General features: G+C 47.6%; 18 protein-coding genes. 14 read left to right on the top strand and 4 right to left on the bottom strand.

All coding sequences use genetic code 11. From position 1 onward, the window contains the following. Positions 1 to 75 precede the first annotated feature (75 nt). The 4 genes from DNHGIG_RS18940 (at position 76) to DNHGIG_RS18925 (ending at position 2,817) form a co-directional block, all read left to right on the top strand. A complete protein-coding gene (locus tag DNHGIG_RS18940; RefSeq protein WP_282201068.1) occupies positions 76 to 633 on the top strand; it encodes a creatininase family protein in 558 nt (185 codons plus the stop codon). A gap of 167 nt (positions 634 to 800) precedes the next feature. Next, positions 801 to 1,349: a ubiquinol-cytochrome c reductase iron-sulfur subunit gene (locus tag DNHGIG_RS18935; protein WP_282201067.1), complete on the top strand. Its 549-nt coding sequence runs from the start codon at positions 801 to 803 to the stop codon at positions 1,347 to 1,349. A 3-nt stretch (positions 1,350 to 1,352) separates the two neighbouring features. Next, positions 1,353 to 2,024, top strand: a complete 672-nt coding sequence (qcrB, locus tag DNHGIG_RS18930) for a menaquinol-cytochrome c reductase cytochrome b subunit (RefSeq protein ID WP_282201066.1) — start codon at positions 1,353 to 1,355, stop codon at positions 2,022 to 2,024. Between the two features lie 37 nt (positions 2,025 to 2,061). Further along, positions 2,062 to 2,817: a menaquinol-cytochrome c reductase cytochrome b/c subunit gene (locus DNHGIG_RS18925; protein WP_282201065.1), complete on the top strand. Its 756-nt coding sequence runs from the start codon at positions 2,062 to 2,064 to the stop codon at positions 2,815 to 2,817. Positions 2,818 to 2,845: 28 nt separating this feature from the next. Here the strand turns inward: DNHGIG_RS18925 and DNHGIG_RS18920 are convergent, their stop codons facing one another. From DNHGIG_RS18920 to DNHGIG_RS18910, 3 genes are all read right to left on the bottom strand, one after another. Continuing rightward, positions 2,846 to 3,685, bottom strand: a complete 840-nt coding sequence (locus DNHGIG_RS18920) for a YitT family protein (protein WP_282201064.1) — start codon at positions 3,683 to 3,685, stop codon at positions 2,846 to 2,848. A 56-nt stretch (positions 3,686 to 3,741) separates the two neighbouring features. Further along, complete coding sequence (locus tag DNHGIG_RS18915; protein WP_282201063.1) at positions 3,742 to 4,344, bottom strand: DedA family protein; 603 nt, start codon at positions 4,342 to 4,344, stop codon at positions 3,742 to 3,744. Between the two features lie 90 nt (positions 4,345 to 4,434). Then, positions 4,435 to 5,496, bottom strand: a complete 1,062-nt coding sequence (locus DNHGIG_RS18910) for a YkvI family membrane protein (RefSeq protein WP_282201062.1) — start codon at positions 5,494 to 5,496, stop codon at positions 4,435 to 4,437. Positions 5,497 to 5,584: 88 nt separating this feature from the next. Between DNHGIG_RS18910 and DNHGIG_RS18905 the strand changes: the two genes are divergently transcribed. Further along, positions 5,585 to 6,397, top strand: a complete 813-nt coding sequence (locus DNHGIG_RS18905) for an undecaprenyl-diphosphate phosphatase (RefSeq protein WP_282201061.1) — start codon at positions 5,585 to 5,587, stop codon at positions 6,395 to 6,397. A gap of 74 nt (positions 6,398 to 6,471) precedes the next feature. Here DNHGIG_RS18905 and spoVV read toward each other — a convergent pair whose 3' ends face one another. Beyond that, positions 6,472 to 7,731: a dipicolinic acid transporter SpoVV gene (gene spoVV / locus DNHGIG_RS18900; protein WP_282201060.1), complete on the bottom strand. Its 1,260-nt coding sequence runs from the start codon at positions 7,729 to 7,731 to the stop codon at positions 6,472 to 6,474. 123 nt (positions 7,732 to 7,854) lie between these two features. Here spoVV and DNHGIG_RS18895 point away from each other — a divergent pair, with 123 nt between their 5' ends. The 9 genes from DNHGIG_RS18895 to DNHGIG_RS18855 all read left to right on the top strand — a co-directional run bounded on the left by DNHGIG_RS18895 (position 7,855) and on the right by DNHGIG_RS18855 (position 15,745). Next, positions 7,855 to 8,184: a nucleotide pyrophosphohydrolase gene (locus DNHGIG_RS18895; RefSeq protein ID WP_282201059.1), complete on the top strand. Its 330-nt coding sequence runs from the start codon at positions 7,855 to 7,857 to the stop codon at positions 8,182 to 8,184. Between the two features lie 93 nt (positions 8,185 to 8,277). Continuing rightward, positions 8,278 to 9,087 carry a 4-hydroxy-tetrahydrodipicolinate reductase gene (gene dapB, locus DNHGIG_RS18890; RefSeq protein ID WP_282201058.1) on the top strand — a complete coding sequence of 270 codons (810 nt, stop codon included), beginning with the start codon at positions 8,278 to 8,280 and terminating at the stop codon, positions 9,085 to 9,087. An 18-nt stretch (positions 9,088 to 9,105) separates the two neighbouring features. Further along, complete coding sequence (locus tag DNHGIG_RS18885; RefSeq protein WP_282201057.1) at positions 9,106 to 9,504, top strand: methylglyoxal synthase; 399 nt, start codon at positions 9,106 to 9,108, stop codon at positions 9,502 to 9,504. Further along, on the top strand, positions 9,480 to 10,757 hold the full coding sequence (locus DNHGIG_RS18880) for a CCA tRNA nucleotidyltransferase (RefSeq protein ID WP_282201056.1): 1,278 nt from the start codon (positions 9,480 to 9,482) through the stop codon (positions 10,755 to 10,757). Before DNHGIG_RS18885 ends, DNHGIG_RS18880 begins: the two co-directional genes overlap by 25 nt. Next, positions 10,754 to 11,725 (top strand): biotin--[acetyl-CoA-carboxylase] ligase, encoded by a 972-nt coding sequence (locus DNHGIG_RS18875; RefSeq protein ID WP_282201055.1) that lies wholly within the window; start codon positions 10,754 to 10,756, stop codon positions 11,723 to 11,725. Before DNHGIG_RS18880 ends, DNHGIG_RS18875 begins: the two co-directional genes overlap by 4 nt. Positions 11,726 to 11,979: 254 nt before the next feature. Continuing rightward, the gene (gene panB, locus DNHGIG_RS18870; RefSeq protein ID WP_369414737.1) at positions 11,980 to 12,831 is read left to right on the top strand and encodes a 3-methyl-2-oxobutanoate hydroxymethyltransferase; all 852 of its coding nucleotides are present in this window, start codon (positions 11,980 to 11,982) and stop codon (positions 12,829 to 12,831) included. Further along, positions 12,828 to 13,673, top strand: a complete 846-nt coding sequence (panC, locus tag DNHGIG_RS18865) for a pantoate--beta-alanine ligase (protein ID WP_282201054.1) — start codon at positions 12,828 to 12,830, stop codon at positions 13,671 to 13,673. Before panB ends, panC begins: the two co-directional genes overlap by 4 nt. A gap of 14 nt (positions 13,674 to 13,687) precedes the next feature. Then, positions 13,688 to 14,071, top strand: a complete 384-nt coding sequence (gene panD / locus DNHGIG_RS18860; RefSeq protein WP_282201053.1) for an aspartate 1-decarboxylase — start codon at positions 13,688 to 13,690, stop codon at positions 14,069 to 14,071. A gap of 72 nt (positions 14,072 to 14,143) precedes the next feature. After that, positions 14,144 to 15,745 (top strand): tetratricopeptide repeat protein, encoded by a 1,602-nt coding sequence (locus DNHGIG_RS18855; RefSeq protein ID WP_282201052.1) that lies wholly within the window; start codon positions 14,144 to 14,146, stop codon positions 15,743 to 15,745. Positions 15,746 to 15,818: the final 73 nt, after the last annotated feature.

Raw genomic sequence — 15,818 nt, 5'->3', positions numbered from 1 at the left:
CTTAGCTCCTTTTTGTTAACAAGAACAAACGTATCTATTAAGAATTATATCCGCGATCAAGGAGGTGCGAGCCCTATGAAACTGGTACATACACATCGAGATCAGTTGAACGAACGATTGCCTTATGTTGACACGGTTATCTTGCCGGTCTGTGCGCTCGCTGTACAAGCGGACGATGCCCCAATGGGAGTGGATTTGCTAACCGTCAGACGGCTGGGGGAAATCATCGAAGAAAGTCTAACCGGACGTGTCTGTTTGCTACCGGAATTGGCGTACGGGCTTTTTGATATCGCCGATCATACAGAAACCATCGAATCGCCCGTCTCGGTACTCGCTGATTTTATTTATCATCTCTTACGAGGGTTTCAACAGAGGGGGATGAAATACGCGGTTCTTTTGAATGGACATGAAGGAAATTTTACATCCTTGCAACTCGCCGGTGAGCGTTTAAGGACTGAAGGATGGAAGGTTCTTTTGTCCAATTGGCGTATCGAGCATGAGTCCGAGGGTTTTTCTGAATTCCAACAGTGGATTTCGGGAGCGTCTTCAAAAAATGCAGCAGAAAAAGGGGAAGCATACTTGCGCGAACTGGGCACAAGATTGATTGAAGATGTGATAAGCTTGTGGAAATAATCGCATCTTATGAATCATATTTATGAAATAGCCATGAATCATCAGGATAGACACCCATGCCGCGAGTGCGTGGCCAACAGAGGTTGAAATTTTCTTAAGATGGGTGTACCCGCTCAGGCACTCATTATCCAGATGACGAAATTCGTTTCGGCAAGGGGGTTACAGATATGAGCGACGAGAAAAAGAATGCGGAAAAGGAAAGTCTCTCGCGACGCCAATTTCTTACGTATGCGTTAGGCGGAACGGGCGCTTTCATGGCTGCGGCGATAGTTTCTCCGATGATTCCGTTTGCGATCGATCCGCTGACGAGAGCAGGAGGAACCGATTACGTCGAAGTGGGAAAAGAATCAGATTTTGACGATAAGCTTCCGAAGAAAGTAGAGTTCAAAGTGAAAAAGAAAGACGGTTGGGTGGAGTCGGATGTTCAGTTAACAGCATGGATCATTAAAGATCAACAAGGAAAGATCCTTGCGATGTCGAACATTTGCACTCATTTGGGATGTGGGATCAACGGTACGGTGGACGCTAACGGCAAGTCGGAATCTCCGAAAGACGGGAAGTGGTTTTTCCTCTGCCCTTGTCACGGTTCCAAGTTCGACAAATTCGGTGTGAATTCACCGGAGTCACCCGCACGCAGGCCGTTGGACGTGTACGATGTGAAGGTAGAAAACGGAATCGTCAAGCTCGGTACTTCGATACAACAAAGGAAGGTGTGACACATGCTGAAAAAGACGTATGATTGGATTGATGAACGTCTCAACATCACTCCGATATGGCGTGACGTCGCGGATCATGACGTCCCAGCGCATGTGAATCCCGCCAACAAAATGTCAGCGTTTGTCTACTGCTTTGGCGGTTTGACTTTCCTCATCATCTCCACACAGATTCTCTCCGGCATGTTTTTGGCCATGTATTATGTACCTGACATCGTGAATGCTTATAACTCTGTCAAATATATTTCGGATGAAGTGTTACTAGGAAATATCGTGCGCGGAATGCATTTCTGGGGAGCTTCTTTGGTCATCATCATGATGTTCCTGCACATGTTGCGCGTGTTTTTCACCGGGGCTTACAAAGCGCCAAGGGAGCTCAACTGGGTGGTTGGTGTCCTCATCTTCTTCGTAGTTCTGGGCTTCGGTTTTACCGGCTATCTCTTGCCATGGGATCAGAAAGCATATTGGGCGACATCAGTGGGGACTCAGATCGCTTCAACGGTTCCTTTTATCGGCAAATATATTCAGATCTTACTGGTGGGAGGACAGGATGTCGGTGCTGTTACGTTGACCCGTTTCTTTGCCATCCATGTTTTCTTCTTGCCGGCAGCTCTTCTCGTCTTGTTGGCCTTACATTTTATCATGATTCGCAAACAGGGAATCGCAGGTCCGCTATAAATCGATTCCAGGCGAAGTGAAAGGAGGTAACGAGGGGATGGCTAGTGAATACGGCAAAGAACGGATCCCTGGTACGCCGCGCCATCGTATCGACAAAGAAACCCGTCATGGTACTGAACCGTTCTTTCCTAATTTCTTGTTGAAAGAATGGATCGTAGGCTCCGTATTCCTCGTCGCATTCATATTATGGGTGATCTTCAATCCGACCGAACTGACCGAGCGGGCGAATCCGGCAGACACGTCGTTCATTCCGGTACCCGATTGGTACTTTCTCTTTTTATACCAGTTACTTAAATATTTTCCTGGCGAGTATGTGACGATCGGAACGCTCGTGATACCCGGTCTTGCTTCCTTGGCACTGTTGTTGGTTCCGTGGCTCGACCGTCGCAAGACGAGACATCCGTTCAAGCGTCCCATCGCTACGGGTGCGATGATGTTGGCTTTGGTGGTCATGTCGTGGCTTACATATGAAGCACATATGCAACACGAAGCCGCACTTGGAAAATTGCCAAAACAGGATTCGCTCCCGACAATCAAAGATACGGCTATCATCGATCCGAAAGATGAAGGTGCACAGATTTTCATGAACACTTGTGCTGCCTGTCACGGTCAAGATTTGAAGGGGAAGGTGGGGCCGCAACTGCTCGGTATAGGCAATAAGTATGACAAAGAAAAGCTGCTTGAAACCATCCAGAAAGGGTTCCCGCCCAACATGCCATCTTCCGGAGGGTTACAAGATCCGAAACAAGTGGAGAAAGTGGCCGAATGGTTAGCGAAACAAAAACAAAAATAAAGATGGGAACAAGTTAGGAGTGTGCCTCCTAACTTGTTGCTTTTAAAGGAGCAAATCCTTCACCCAATACATCATGGACATCATAGATGACTAAGAAAGCCGCGGGATCAATATCCCGTACGATCTGACGTATGCGTCCGATCTCTTCACGCGAAACCACACAGTACAAGATTTCCTTATTTTTCCCCGTGTACCCTCCGCGTCCTTCCATAAGGGTTGTCCCTCTTTCAAGGGTTTGGCTGATCGCGTCCGCAATCTCTTGTGAACGGTCAGAAATGATAAGACAGGCTCTGCTTGACGCATGTCCCTCAAGTACCATATCGATGACGCGGGAGGCTACGAAAAGCGCGATCAGGGAGTACATCGCGGTCTGTTTGCCGATGATCAAAGCGACCACGCCGATCACAATCACATCGATAGCGAAGAGCGTACGCCCCATGGAATAGCCGAAATAATGATTTACAATCCTGCCGATGATATCGGCGCCTCCCGTCGTCGCGCCGGAACGGAAGATGATGCCGAGTCCGATACCATTGATCACGCCGCCGTACAGAGCCGCCAGCAGCTTGTCGCTCATCGGCGCTTGCCATCCTTTGGTTACCTCAGAAAATATGGATACAAAGACAACTCCGAGAATCGTTTTGAAGATAAATCGTTTCCCAAAAAGTTTCCAACCGATCAAAAACAAAGGGATGTTTAAAATAAAGAATGAGACACCTAATGGAATTTTATAATAATAAAGACCTAAAATGGATATTCCTACAAATCCGCCTTCAGCTAACCCGTTTGCAACGATAAAATAATTGATACCGATCGAATAAATGAAGGAACCTGCAGCAATTCCCAAGATCTTGATCACAGAACGCATGTGACACCACCTTATAGAGGTTGTTTCAGTCAGTTTGATTCAAATTGTTCTTACTTTTATTTTTTCTTATACCATTTCAAATAAAGGTAGAGAAAGATGCACGAGGCGAGTATTATGGTGATTCCTAATGAAAATTGATGGAGGGTGCGGATGATCTTTGTCCAATGATCCCCGAGAAGCCATCCAAACGTTATAAAAGTGATTGCCCAGATGAAACCGCCGATATATGAAAATTGAGCAAATATGATAAACGGCATTTTACTGATTCCTGCCGTAAATGCGGTTACATGGCGTATACCGGGAATGAAATAACCGATTGTCAAAACGAATTTTCCGTAGCGGAGATACCAATGTTGCACTTTTTGAATCTGTTCAGACAGTCCCATTTTCTTGCCGTACTTTTCTACCAGTGACCAACCGAATTTACTTCCGAGTATGTATGAGATCGACATGCCGGCGACAGACCCGCTAAAGGCGACGAGCAATGTCGTGCTGAAAGACAGGATTCCCCGAGAAACGAGAAAGCCGCAATACGTCATAAGGATCTCATCGGGTATTGGAAGACCTACGATCCCCAGTACCAAACTAAAAAATAACCCGAGATAACCATAGGATGAGACGATTTGCAGGACAAGCTCTTTGATTTCGGACCCCTCCACTCCCCATGCGTGAAAAATACGCACTGGCTTTCCAGTGCGCGATGCATATGATCTTAGATTAACATATCTTCCTAAGGCAAACAACGCCCATCAGTCCCCGGTCGGCCGTTGCGGGTATTTGCGCGGCCATAAAAGAAGAAGCAGTAATAAGAAGCTTACATACCCGAAGATGGGATAAAGGTAATTCACGATATTCGAAAATCCTACTTGTGCGACGAAAAATGCGGATGTCAGGATGAGAATCGTCACCAATGCCCCATGAACCGGTCTGCGGGGAGATGCCAGTTGTGTACCCAGACCGAAGACGTTCGCAATCAACGTGGAATAGATTTCAGCCCATAATACGAACAAAAACAACAGCTGAAACGTTCGACCGTATAAGGAAGTGACATAAGCCATGGGGATTTCGAATGAAAGGATTTCAGGAAGCCTCGTGCTCATCGTATACTGTGCGCCGACTAACATCATGCCTAATCCCAATGCCCCGAGAACGGCTCCCCATTTTAGAACCTTGGGATTGGGAACTTCCTCTCCGAGCGGAACGAGTACGGAAACGGCAAGTCCCATGTTAAAAGCGGCGTACGAGATGGCAGATGACAACCACTGCAGAGTCGTTGTAGTTTCACTGCCCGTAAATTCGTGCGGGGATCCGCCATGGATAAAAGCATGAATAAATAGAAAGCTGATCACAAGCAGCATCGTTGGTACGATGAACGAATTCGCAGCAAGGATGCCTTTCATTCCACGCAAGATGGTGAAAAAGGTGAGTGCCATGGTTAGTAACACACCGATATGAAAAGGGATCCGTGAATTTTCTTCGAATAATGCGCCAACACCCGCAAGCATAGCCACAGTGACCCCGAATAACATCACCATCATGAGTGTATCGATCAAACCGGCCAGTTTTTGTCCGAACAGGTAGGCGGTTAATTGACGGTAGGAGGTAGCCCGCAGTTGATACCCGAGCATCAACATACGGAGACCGACCCAAGCGAATAAAAATGTTGAGACGGCTATGCCAAAATAACCTTTATGGCCAAAACGTGTAAAAAACTGCAAAATCTCTTGTCCGGAGGCGAATCCGGCGCCAACGACCGTACCTATATACGTGAAGGCGATCTGTGCGGCCAAACGCATTTCCCTTTTCTTCATAGGCATTGTCCCTCCTATAACAAGCTATGTTTCGAGTGGGAAAAGCATTCTTTTATTGAAAGGTGATTTATATACTTGTACGGGAGGGATGTACAAAATGACACTCTGGCATTCAATTGTGTTAGGTTTCGTTCAGGGATTCACCGAATTTCTACCCGTCAGTTCTTCGGGGCATCTCGTTTTGTTTCAGAAGTTATTCGGTATGAAAGAAGATACATCGTTAACACTCAATGTCTTTTTACATTTCGGGACTTTGTTGGCGGTTGTGATGGTTTTTTGGAAAGATCTCTTTTCTGTATTATCACAGCCATTCGGAAGGTTGTCCCGTTTATTGATCGCCGGCACGATACCTACCGCTATCATCGGGATAACATTGGAAGATTATTTTGAACGATTGTTTGCGTCAGGTGTTACGATCGGTATCGAGTTCATGATTACCGGTTTCGTTCTCTGGTTGGCGGAGGCTGACGCGATTGGTCGGAAAAGGTTACAGGAGACCGGGTATATCGACGCGGCAGTCATCGGTACGTTGCAAGGAGCGGCAATTTTGCCCGCGATCTCGAGATCCGGACTCACGATCGTCGGTGCATTGTTTCGTGGGCTTGATCGTGAATTTGCTGCGCGCTTTTCCTTTCTTTTGTCAGTACCCGCGATCCTAGGGGCGACATTCATGGAAAGCAAGAAATTGTGGGAGGGGAACGCGGGGGGTTTTGCCATCGGCCTTCCGGAAATCGCAGGTACTTTGGTTGCCGCGATTTCGGGTTACATTGCGATTCGCTTTATGGTCAAGCAGATCGTGGAGCGTTCGCTTAAACTGTTTTCTTTGTATGTCTGGATGGTTGGGGGATTGATCCTGTTCGATCAAGTGTTTACACATAAGTTTTTTCCGCCGCTTTTTTAGGGGGACCGAGTTACAAAGGATGAAACGTAAAGCCCGGCATCCAATGCCGGGCATCATTTATGTGTATCATTTTCTTACCGATCCCTCACTCTTGACATCCAGAAGATCACGCGTATACGACGAATCATGTAGATCGCAAGCGATAACACCAACGTGATCCCAATGATGATGATCCAATGATAAAGGGCTCCGAAAGCGATTTGTACATGTGATAAAATACCTGTTGTCGACTGCGCACCATTTGAAAAGGGAGCGAGAACTGTTGCTTCCGCTTGCCCCATACCCATGTTGTATAAGATAACCGTAATGATCGCTGCGAGCACGGCATGCAGGATTCTAGCGATTACATAAGGGGTGAAGCGGATGTCTGTACCGGTTAAAACGGAAGCGACCTGCGCAAACACAGATAGACCTGACCATGCGATGATCGCGGAAACGATAAGCAACTGTTGATTTAGAGATGCGGATGCCGCTGCCGCCTGTGCAGAACCGATATCGATTTCGAATAAACCGGAAAGAAAAGGGGTGACCAGGTCTTGATCAATTCCTAGCAGAGTAAATAATCCAGAGATTGGCCATGTGAATAAAGGGATGACACCTGAAAGCGTCAAAACTTTAATCAAAACAGAAAAGAAAATGATAAACCCGCAAATCATCAAAATGGTCTTTATCGAGTCATTGACAGCGTCTCCGAGAAGTTTGCCGAAAGGTCGTCCATCTTCTTCTCTAGCGCGGATCATTTCTTGATACGATCGAACAAAGAGATTGCCCTGTCTTCTTGGCTGTGGGACCGAATCATATGTATGTTTCGCGCCCCGTCCGTATAGTTTAAAAGAGACACCAACCAGGAAAGCGGCAATGTAATGAGCTACAGCGAGAAGCATTCCGAGAGCCGGGTTTTTAAACATGCCGACAGCAACGGAGCCAAACATAAACAAAGGATCCGCTGTGTTTGTGAATGCGAGTAATCGTTCTCCCTCAATCCTGCTGCACATCTTATTTTTTCGGAATTTTGCCGTTATCACCGCATCCATGGGATACCCTGCGGCCAGTCCCATCGAAAGGGCAAACGCTCCTACACCGGGAACGGAGAATAAGGGCCGCATAAGCGGTTCAAGAAGGACTCCCAGTGCGTGAACGACACCGATGCCGAGCATAAGTTCCGACAAAATAAAGAACGGCAGCAAAGCGGGAAAAACGGCGTCCCAGAATAGTTTTAAACCTGACATGGCCGCTTGAAACCCTTGTTCCGGATACAAGACGAGAGACAATGTCAGGAATACAATGACGAACGCCAAGAGCGTTGTCGTGGAACGTTTTGGCGGTGCGGACATAGGTGTCTCAGCTCCTTTTTCAATTCTTGCGAGGACTACCCCCCTTATCCATTCATATGAGGGAAAGGGTTGTTTATTCTTTGCGAGAGCTGCAGAAAAGAAGATTCGATAGGAGGAATAGAAATGACGGAGATGACGCTTGCACAGATGCAAAAGGAAGTCGATGATTATATCTCGCAGTTCAAGGAAGGTTATTTTCCCCCGATGTCACTGATCGTGCGCTTGGCGGAAGAATTGGGTGAGCTCGCGCGAGAAGTCAATCATCAATTCGGTGAGAAGAAAAAAAAGAGTACAGAAGCAGAAAGTTCGATCGCCGAGGAGATCGGTGATATGATGTTTGTTCTCACTTGTTTGGCCAACTTCCTTCAGATCAATTTGGCGGAAGTACATCAACAAGTTATGCATAAGTTTGCGACACGGGATGCCAACCGGTGGACGAAAATCGACACATAATCATGTCCGACCCTGCAGATTTTTGGTAAGATAGGAGCAAAAGAACACAAGGGAAGCGATTCATTGTTCTAGAAAGGAAGTGGGTGTGAGTTAATGGAAACGAAAGAACAAATTCGCGTCGTGGTTGTCGGACCGAGAGGAAAAATGGGCAGGGAAGTTGTACGCACAGTTCTTTCTGACCCTGAGCTGGAACTCGTGGGTGCCGTAGATCGTACTCTATCTGGTGTTGAAGTGGGACAAGCTCTTGGACTGCCGGAAACAGGGGTGATCTTGTCTACCAATCTAAATGAAACGCTTGTCGAAGCCAAACCGGATGTGATGATCGATTTTACCAATCCGAATTCGGTTAGAGCCCATGTTGAAGCTGCGATCGAATATGGAGTCCGTCCTGTGGTCGGGACGACGGGTATTACACAAGATGATCTGCGCAAGTGGGATGAAGCGTTGCGCAAACAAGAGATCGGTGGTCTCGTCGCGCCCAACTTTGCGATCGGGGCTATCTTGATGATGAAGTTTGCAGCGATTGCCGCACGGTACATGCCTCATGTGGAGATCATCGAGTTGCATCACGATCAGAAACTTGACGCCCCTTCGGGAACCGCAGTCAAAACGGCGGAATTGATTGCCAAAGAGCGCAAATCTTTGAGACAGGGACACCCGAATGAGGAAGAGAAGTGGGCGGGGGCACGCGGTGCAGAATTTGAAGGCATGCGCATCCATTCTGTACGTTTGCCCGGTTTTGTGGCACATCAGGAGGTCATCTTCGGCGGGGTCGGGCAAACCTTAACGATTCGACATGATTCAATCACGCGTGAATCTTTCATGCCGGGTGTCGCAATGGCTACGAAAAGAGTGATGACTTATGAGGGACTTGTCTACGGCTTGGAAAACTTGATCGATTAGAAGCGGGAGAGAAGTCGAATGAATATTGCCTTGATCGCACATGACAGGAAGAAAGACGAATTGGTGAACTTTGCTTTGGCGTATAAACATATTTTTGCGAAAGCCAGACTGTTTGCAACAGGAACCACGGGCACACGTGTACGGGAGGCCACCGGTTTGCCAGTTCACCGATTTTTATCCGGACCATTGGGCGGCGATCAACAGATCGGTGCGATGATTGCGCAAAACGAGATGGATCTCGTTTTATTCTTCCGTGATCCTTTGATGGCACAACCGCATGAACCGGATATCATCGCCCTTTTGCGGTTATGTGATGTGCATAATATTCCCGTAGCCACAAACATCGCCACGGCCGAACTTCTCATGAAAGGGTTCGAACGCGGGGATCTCGCATGGCGCGAGACGGTAAAAGGATGAAAAGGGCTGAACGGGCGGCCAGAAAAGTATTACAACGATTAGAGGAAGCCGGGTTTCAAGCGTATTTCGTGGGTGGCTGCGTACGCGATCAACTCATGAAACGGCCGGTTTCCGATTATGATGTAGCCACGAATGCCCGTCCGGAAGAAGTCCAGGCACTGTTTTCCCATACGATTCCAACGGGTATCCAGCATGGAACGGTGACCGTATGGCTTGAGGAGACGAGCGTGGAAGTGACCACGTTTCGCGTCGAAAGCCGGTATAAGGACTCTCGCCGCCCGGAACATGTGCACTTTGTCGATTCCTTGTACCTTGATCTGGCGAGAAGGGATTTTACGATCAATGCGATCGCACAGGATTTGAACGGTCGGTATTATGACCCATTTCACGGGATGGATGATTTGGCGTCGAATATGCTGCGTACAGTGGGCGAACCTTTTGAGCGCTTTCAAGAAGACGCGCTGCGCCTCTTGCGTGCCGTGCGATTTGCTGCCCAGTTGGGTATGCGGATCGAGAAAGAAACCTATGAGGCGATCTGCACACATGCTGGTCTTCTGTCACGTATCGCTGTGGAACGAATTCGTACGGAGTGGGACAAGATATTGTTGTCGAATGCGGCTTACGGAATTCAGCTTTTGCTGAAAACGGGATTATTCCCGTATGTCTTTTTTGATATAGAGGTTCCCTCCCCACAGATCCTTTCGTCTCTATCGCTGATTGAAAAGTTGCCAAAGAAATTGACTATCCGTTATGCCGCTTTGTGTGATCGGATGGGAATCAGGGAACAGGAGGCGGATCGTTGGCTTCGCAAGCTTCGACATGGCAAAAAGTTTGTGAGAGACATACTCTCGGTATTGCGCGCACTTCCAACTGGAGATCAATCGATATGTGACCTGTTGAATTGGGAAGATACAACGTGGAGAAACCATCTCTATCATGTTGGAAAGGAGGCGGCTGAACATGCCGCACAAATTCTTTCTGTATATGAGCCCAACGATCAGGCAACCATGGTTTACAATCTTTACAGGGCCAAAATCAGTCAACAACCGATTTGGACGATGTGTGATCTAAAGATTGACGGACATAGACTGCTGAATGAATTTCCCGACTTAGAAAGGAAAGGATGGTTGATCGGCGAGATTTTAAAGCATCTCGTCGGCGAGGTTTTACGCCATCCTCACAAGAATGATCCATATGCACTTCTTTGTGAAGCAAGAGATTTCTTGGAAAAGAATCGAGGTTCGCAAGAATGAGGGACAAGATTTTAAAGATATTGAGAGAACATCAAGATGAATATGTATCAGGGGAGATGATCTGTCAAGCGTGCGGGGTTTCCCGTACAGCTGTTTGGAAACATATACGGGAATTGGAAGAGAGAGGATATCAGATCGATGCGGTGCGCAATCGCGGTTATCGTCTTCTCTATTCACCAGATGTGGTCACGCCGGAGGAAATTATTTTAGGTTTGAAAACGGATGTGCTGGGCCGAGAGATCGTGTACCGCGATCAAGTAGCTTCTACGAACGAGTTAGCGACTGAACTGGCCTATCAGGGAGCTTCTGAAGGAACTCTCGTAGTTGCCGATCAACAAACGGGAGGAAGAGGCAGGCGCGGCCGAGCATGGTTTTCGCCTCCGGGCAAAGGAGTCTGGATGAGTCTGATCCTGCGTCCTAAGCTTTCTCCCGCATACGCGTCTCAATTGACGCTCGTGGCCGCCATTGCATTGAGCCGGGCTTTTTCTTCGTTAACAGGGCAACAAGCGGGAATCAAATGGCCGAACGACATCTTCTTTGGCAGTAAAAAATGTTGCGGCATTCTAACGGAAATGCATGCAGATCATGATCGGATTCACCATATCGTGCTCGGTATCGGGATTAATGTGAATATGGAATCCAGCGAGTTTCCCGAGGAGTTACGTGATATCGCTGTATCGCTGCGCATTGTGAAGGGTGAATCGCTCGTACGCTCGAAAGTCATACAAAGTGTATTGACTTACTTGGAGCCCTTATATCAGCAGTATGTCAGGGAAGGAGGGTTCTCTTCTCTGCGTGAAGAATGGAAACTGGAGAGCATCACGATCGGAAGAAACGTCCGCGCAGTGACACCTCGTGGCGAGATCGAAGGGACCGCCGTCGATATTGATGAAGCAGGAGCCCTATGTGTCATGACGGAGAGCGGGGAGATCGTACGTATCCATTCGGCAGAAATTCTTTTCAATTAAATACTGTACAGTAGATGTATGCTCGTGTATACTTGCGGTTGAGGCGGTATCGAAATGAACTGTACTCATGCAATACGTGATATGAACAACATCCATATTTCTGCTCTGAGCCGTAAGTGGACCGAGACAGAGGACAACGTACGAGAATGTCAGACCTTTCGTGACCTTAACGGCCTCGAAAGGTTTTTTTGTACAGTGGGAAAAGATAAACAGAAAGGTTCTCATGGTGAGGGGCAGGGAAGGGGGCTTCAAGTGTGCGCGACAAGTTGACTACAGTACGCATGCGCGAAATGAAGAAAGAAAAACAGAAAATTGTAATGGTAACCGCTTACGATTACCCGAGCGCCTTGGTTGCACAAACTGCGGGAGTCGACGTGATTCTCGTGGGGGATTCGTTAGGCATGGTCGTGCTCGGTTATGAAACGACCGTACCTGTGACGATGGAAGATATGATTCATCACACCAAGGCAGTTCGTCGCGGCGCGGCGAATACGATGATCGTTTCAGATTTGCCGTTTCTTTCGTATCATACATCGCCGGAAGATGCAGTGCGAAACGCAGGTCGTTTGCTCCAGGAAGGATTGGCGGATGCTGTGAAACTGGAAGGTGGCCGGGATGTCATTGAGCAAGTCAAACGGATCGTCAAGGCGCAGATTCCAGTCATGGGGCATATTGGCTTGACACCGCAGTCTGTCCATCAACTTGGAGGCTTCAAAGTACAAGGAAAAGATATCGTGGGAGCTAAGCGCATTCTCGAAGATGCTTTTCTCCTTGAAGATGCAGGCTGTTTCGCCGTCGTGCTCGAATGTGTTCCCAGTAAATTGGCCGAATTGATTTCCGAAAAACTCTCGATTCCTACGATTGGAATTGGGGCAGGGGAATCCTGTGATGGTCAGGTTCTCGTCTATCACGACTTGTTGGGAATCAATAATCGTTACTTACCAAAGTTTGCAAAAAACTATGCGAATCTTTTCACACAGATGGTCGAAGGCATTCAATCGTACGCCGATGAAGTGCGCAGCGGACGTTTTCCCACTGAAGATTACTCGTTTAAGATGTCCGATGAAATTTTGGCGGAAGTGAAGAAGGAGATGGACTGGAAGTGAAGATTTTCCATACGATTCGGGAAGTTCGCGATCATATCGGTGAACAAAAAAGGGAAGGCCGCACAGTCGGCTTCGTCCCCACGATGGGCTTTCTGCATAAAGGACATCTTTCCTTAGTTGCACGCGCGAAGCAAGAGTGCGATTTGGTCGTCATGAGCATCTTCGTCAATCCTTTACAATTCGGCCCGAATGAAGATTATGAACGCTATCCGCGCGATTTGGATCGGGATGCAAGGCTTGCTCGCGAAGCGGGTGTCGATGTGCTTTTTGCTCCACCCGTCGAGGAGATGTACCCACGCCCATCCTACACGTATGTCGAAGTCGAAGGATTGACCCAAAGCTTATGTGGGGAATCACGCCCCGGACATTTTCGCGGTGTGGCCACCGTGGTGACAAAACTGTTTCATATCGTCCAACCTCAGAAAGCGTATTTTGGACAAAAGGATGCTCAACAGGTACGCGTGATTGAACAGATGGTTGAGGACCTCAACATGCCGGTAGAGATCGTTGCTTGTCCGATTGTTCGCGAACCGGACGGGCTGGCTCTCAGTTCGCGCAACGTCTATCTCTCTCCGGAGGAGAGAAAACAGGCTTTGTCTTTGTACGCTTCGATTCGGGAAGTGGAAAAAGCGTTTGCCGAAGGGGAGCGTAACGCGGCACGCTTGATTCAGATGTCTGTCGATCGCATCAAGGCGGAACCGTTGGCGGAAATCGATTATGTTCGAATCGTCAATCGACGCACATTAACTGATGTGGAGACGATTCACGAGCCTGCGCTTTTCGCTCTGGCGGTACGCTTCGGAAAGACGAGATTGATCGATAATACATTACTACAACCGTAAAAGGGGATTCCTTCATGTTACGCACGATGATGAAATCAAAGATCCACAGAGCCATCGTAACCGAGGCAAACTTAAACTATGTCGGTTCGATCACGATCGATGAAGAAATTCTTAAAGCTGTAAATATACTGGAAAATGAGAGGGTGCAAGTCGTTAATAACAATAACGGCGCCAGACTTGAGACGTACGTGATTCCGGGGCCTCCCGGATCGGGTGTGATTTGCTTGAACGGTGCCGCCGCACGCCTCGTACAACCTGGAGATACGGTGATCATCATCTCTTATGCCTTGATGGATGAAGAGGAGGCTCGCAATCATAAACCGATTGTCGCGCTGATGAATGAAGATAATACGATCGCTGAATTGATCCACGAAGTTCATGGAACGATCCATAAATAAACCCATAGAAGTATATTCCCTCCCAAAATACGCACACTGGGTAGAAGACCCGTGTATGGGAGGGACATACCCATGTTCGACAAGCCGTTTGAACAATTGTTTCGTGCGGTTCATCGGATTGAAAAACAATTGGAAAAGGCGACGGACGCAGAACAGAAGCAGATCCTTGCGGAAGAATTAATCGCGTTACGCAATGCATGCGATGCGTTTGTGGAAAAGTGGTTGGCATTTGAAGAACGCGTGGCTTTCCTTGGTGAAAAATTTGGCTTGCAGTTGGACGGAGGATTGTCAGCTCAAGAAATCGAAGGTTTACATAAATCTTGGTCAGAAATGACAATGACGCAGGGAGAACATTCATTTCTGTCCGAACATCCATCCGCTCATCCCGAAACATTCGCACAGGAGATATTGGAATTGATCGACAAGGTTGCAGACGACGAATCGGCTGCAAAGAAGGTGCAGAGCAAGTTTCTTATTGTCCCGGAGATCTCTTTCCCCAAACTGAACGAAGAACAGTTAATTCGCGCATTCCGGCGCGGGATGGGCTTCTTCGATCTGCTTATGTTCAGGGAAGCGATCGATGAATTTGAACAAGTCGTGCGCTTGGATTCCGATTTCGTGATTGCACGCCTATATTTGGCACTTGGTTATTTGGGAAAACAAGATTATGAAAATGCGACACGACATTTACGCCTTGCGGCCATCGGTGAGAGCAATCCCTTTATCGATGCGACCATACATAATACGTTCGGTCACATTTACGCGGCACAGGGGCAGTACGTTGACGCGGCTAGAGAGTTCGCGCAAGTGGTTGAGCATGTTCCCGGTTTCCGCGACGCATACTTTAATTTGGCCGTGTGCTATTATAACGTAGGAGATTTTCGTAATGCGTTGTATGCTTTTGAACAAGCGGCTGATCTGGAAGATGACTGGGAGGCGGAACGATTTATCGGTTACGCATGGATCCGCTTAGGCTACCCGGATAAAGCATTGCCCCATTTTGAAAAAGCATACCGCCTGAATTCTTTGAATGAACATATTCTTCTTGAGTTGGCCGATCTGTATCAGAGTCTTGGGTATATTCAAGCGGCTCAATCCTTATTGAGAAAAGCTCATGAATTTTTTCCTCATAACGCAGAAGTGGTGGGGGGGCTTGGTTGGCTGGCGATGAGGGAAGGGCATTTTGCTACCGCTATCGCTTTGTTCAAGAAGCAAATCTCTCTGAGTCCGAATCACCAACAGGCTCTGTTTAATTTGGGATGGGCATGTCTCAAAACAGGAGAATTAGCTTATGCAGATCGCTGTTTTCGCGACATCTTGCGTAAGAATCCCGATCATCCTTACGCGCTCGCGGGAATGGCTCATAGGTTATGGTTGCTCGGCGATCATAAGGAGGCAAAAACGAGATTTCTCGAATTGAGCCAAGGAGCAACACATGAAGCGAGAAAACTCGGGAATTTACACCTGGGGCGTTTAGCGATGGAAGAAGAACGTTACCAACAGGCGATCCATTATTTTAATGCAGCCCTTCTGTACGATCGTTCCTGTGTGGAAACACATTTTTATAAGGGACTTGCACATCTGGCGATCGGCGAACGGATGGAAGCCGAGCGATGTTTTGAAAATTGCCGGATGAAAGGAAAGAGGTTGTTGTTGCAACAAGTGAAAAAGTAACAGTGGATGCAAACGGGAAAATGATTTCCCGTTTTTTCTTGCAGGAATATGTAAATGATATGACGAAAATATT

It is taken from the genome of Collibacillus ludicampi (assembly GCF_023705585.1).
In the GTDB taxonomy this organism is placed as follows: Bacteria; Bacillota; Bacilli; order Tumebacillales; family BOQE01; genus Collibacillus; species Collibacillus ludicampi.
This window is presented reverse-complemented; position numbering and strand designations above follow the sequence as displayed.

Coding starts and splice junctions, on each gene's coding strand:
- DNHGIG_RS18940 (WP_282201068.1), top strand. CDS start 76: ATGAAACTGGTACATACACATCGAGATCAGTTGAACGAACGATTGCCT.
- DNHGIG_RS18935 (WP_282201067.1), top strand. CDS start 801: ATGAGCGACGAGAAAAAGAATGCGGAAAAGGAAAGTCTCTCGCGACGC.
- qcrB (WP_282201066.1), top strand. CDS start 1,353: ATGCTGAAAAAGACGTATGATTGGATTGATGAACGTCTCAACATCACT.
- DNHGIG_RS18925 (WP_282201065.1), top strand. CDS start 2,062: ATGGCTAGTGAATACGGCAAAGAACGGATCCCTGGTACGCCGCGCCAT.
- DNHGIG_RS18920 (WP_282201064.1), bottom strand. CDS start 3,685: ATGCGTTCTGTGATCAAGATCTTGGGAATTGCTGCAGGTTCCTTCATT.
- DNHGIG_RS18910 (WP_282201062.1), bottom strand. CDS start 5,496: ATGAAGAAAAGGGAAATGCGTTTGGCCGCACAGATCGCCTTCACGTAT.
- DNHGIG_RS18905 (WP_282201061.1), top strand. CDS start 5,585: ATGTACAAAATGACACTCTGGCATTCAATTGTGTTAGGTTTCGTTCAG.
- spoVV (WP_282201060.1), bottom strand. CDS start 7,731: ATGTCCGCACCGCCAAAACGTTCCACGACAACGCTCTTGGCGTTCGTC.
- DNHGIG_RS18895 (WP_282201059.1), top strand. CDS start 7,855: ATGACGGAGATGACGCTTGCACAGATGCAAAAGGAAGTCGATGATTAT.
- dapB (WP_282201058.1), top strand. CDS start 8,278: ATGGAAACGAAAGAACAAATTCGCGTCGTGGTTGTCGGACCGAGAGGA.
- DNHGIG_RS18885 (WP_282201057.1), top strand. CDS start 9,106: ATGAATATTGCCTTGATCGCACATGACAGGAAGAAAGACGAATTGGTG.
- DNHGIG_RS18880 (WP_282201056.1), top strand. CDS start 9,480: ATGGCGCGAGACGGTAAAAGGATGAAAAGGGCTGAACGGGCGGCCAGA.
- DNHGIG_RS18875 (WP_282201055.1), top strand. CDS start 10,754: ATGAGGGACAAGATTTTAAAGATATTGAGAGAACATCAAGATGAATAT.
- panD (WP_282201053.1), top strand. CDS start 13,688: ATGTTACGCACGATGATGAAATCAAAGATCCACAGAGCCATCGTAACC.
- DNHGIG_RS18855 (WP_282201052.1), top strand. CDS start 14,144: ATGTTCGACAAGCCGTTTGAACAATTGTTTCGTGCGGTTCATCGGATT.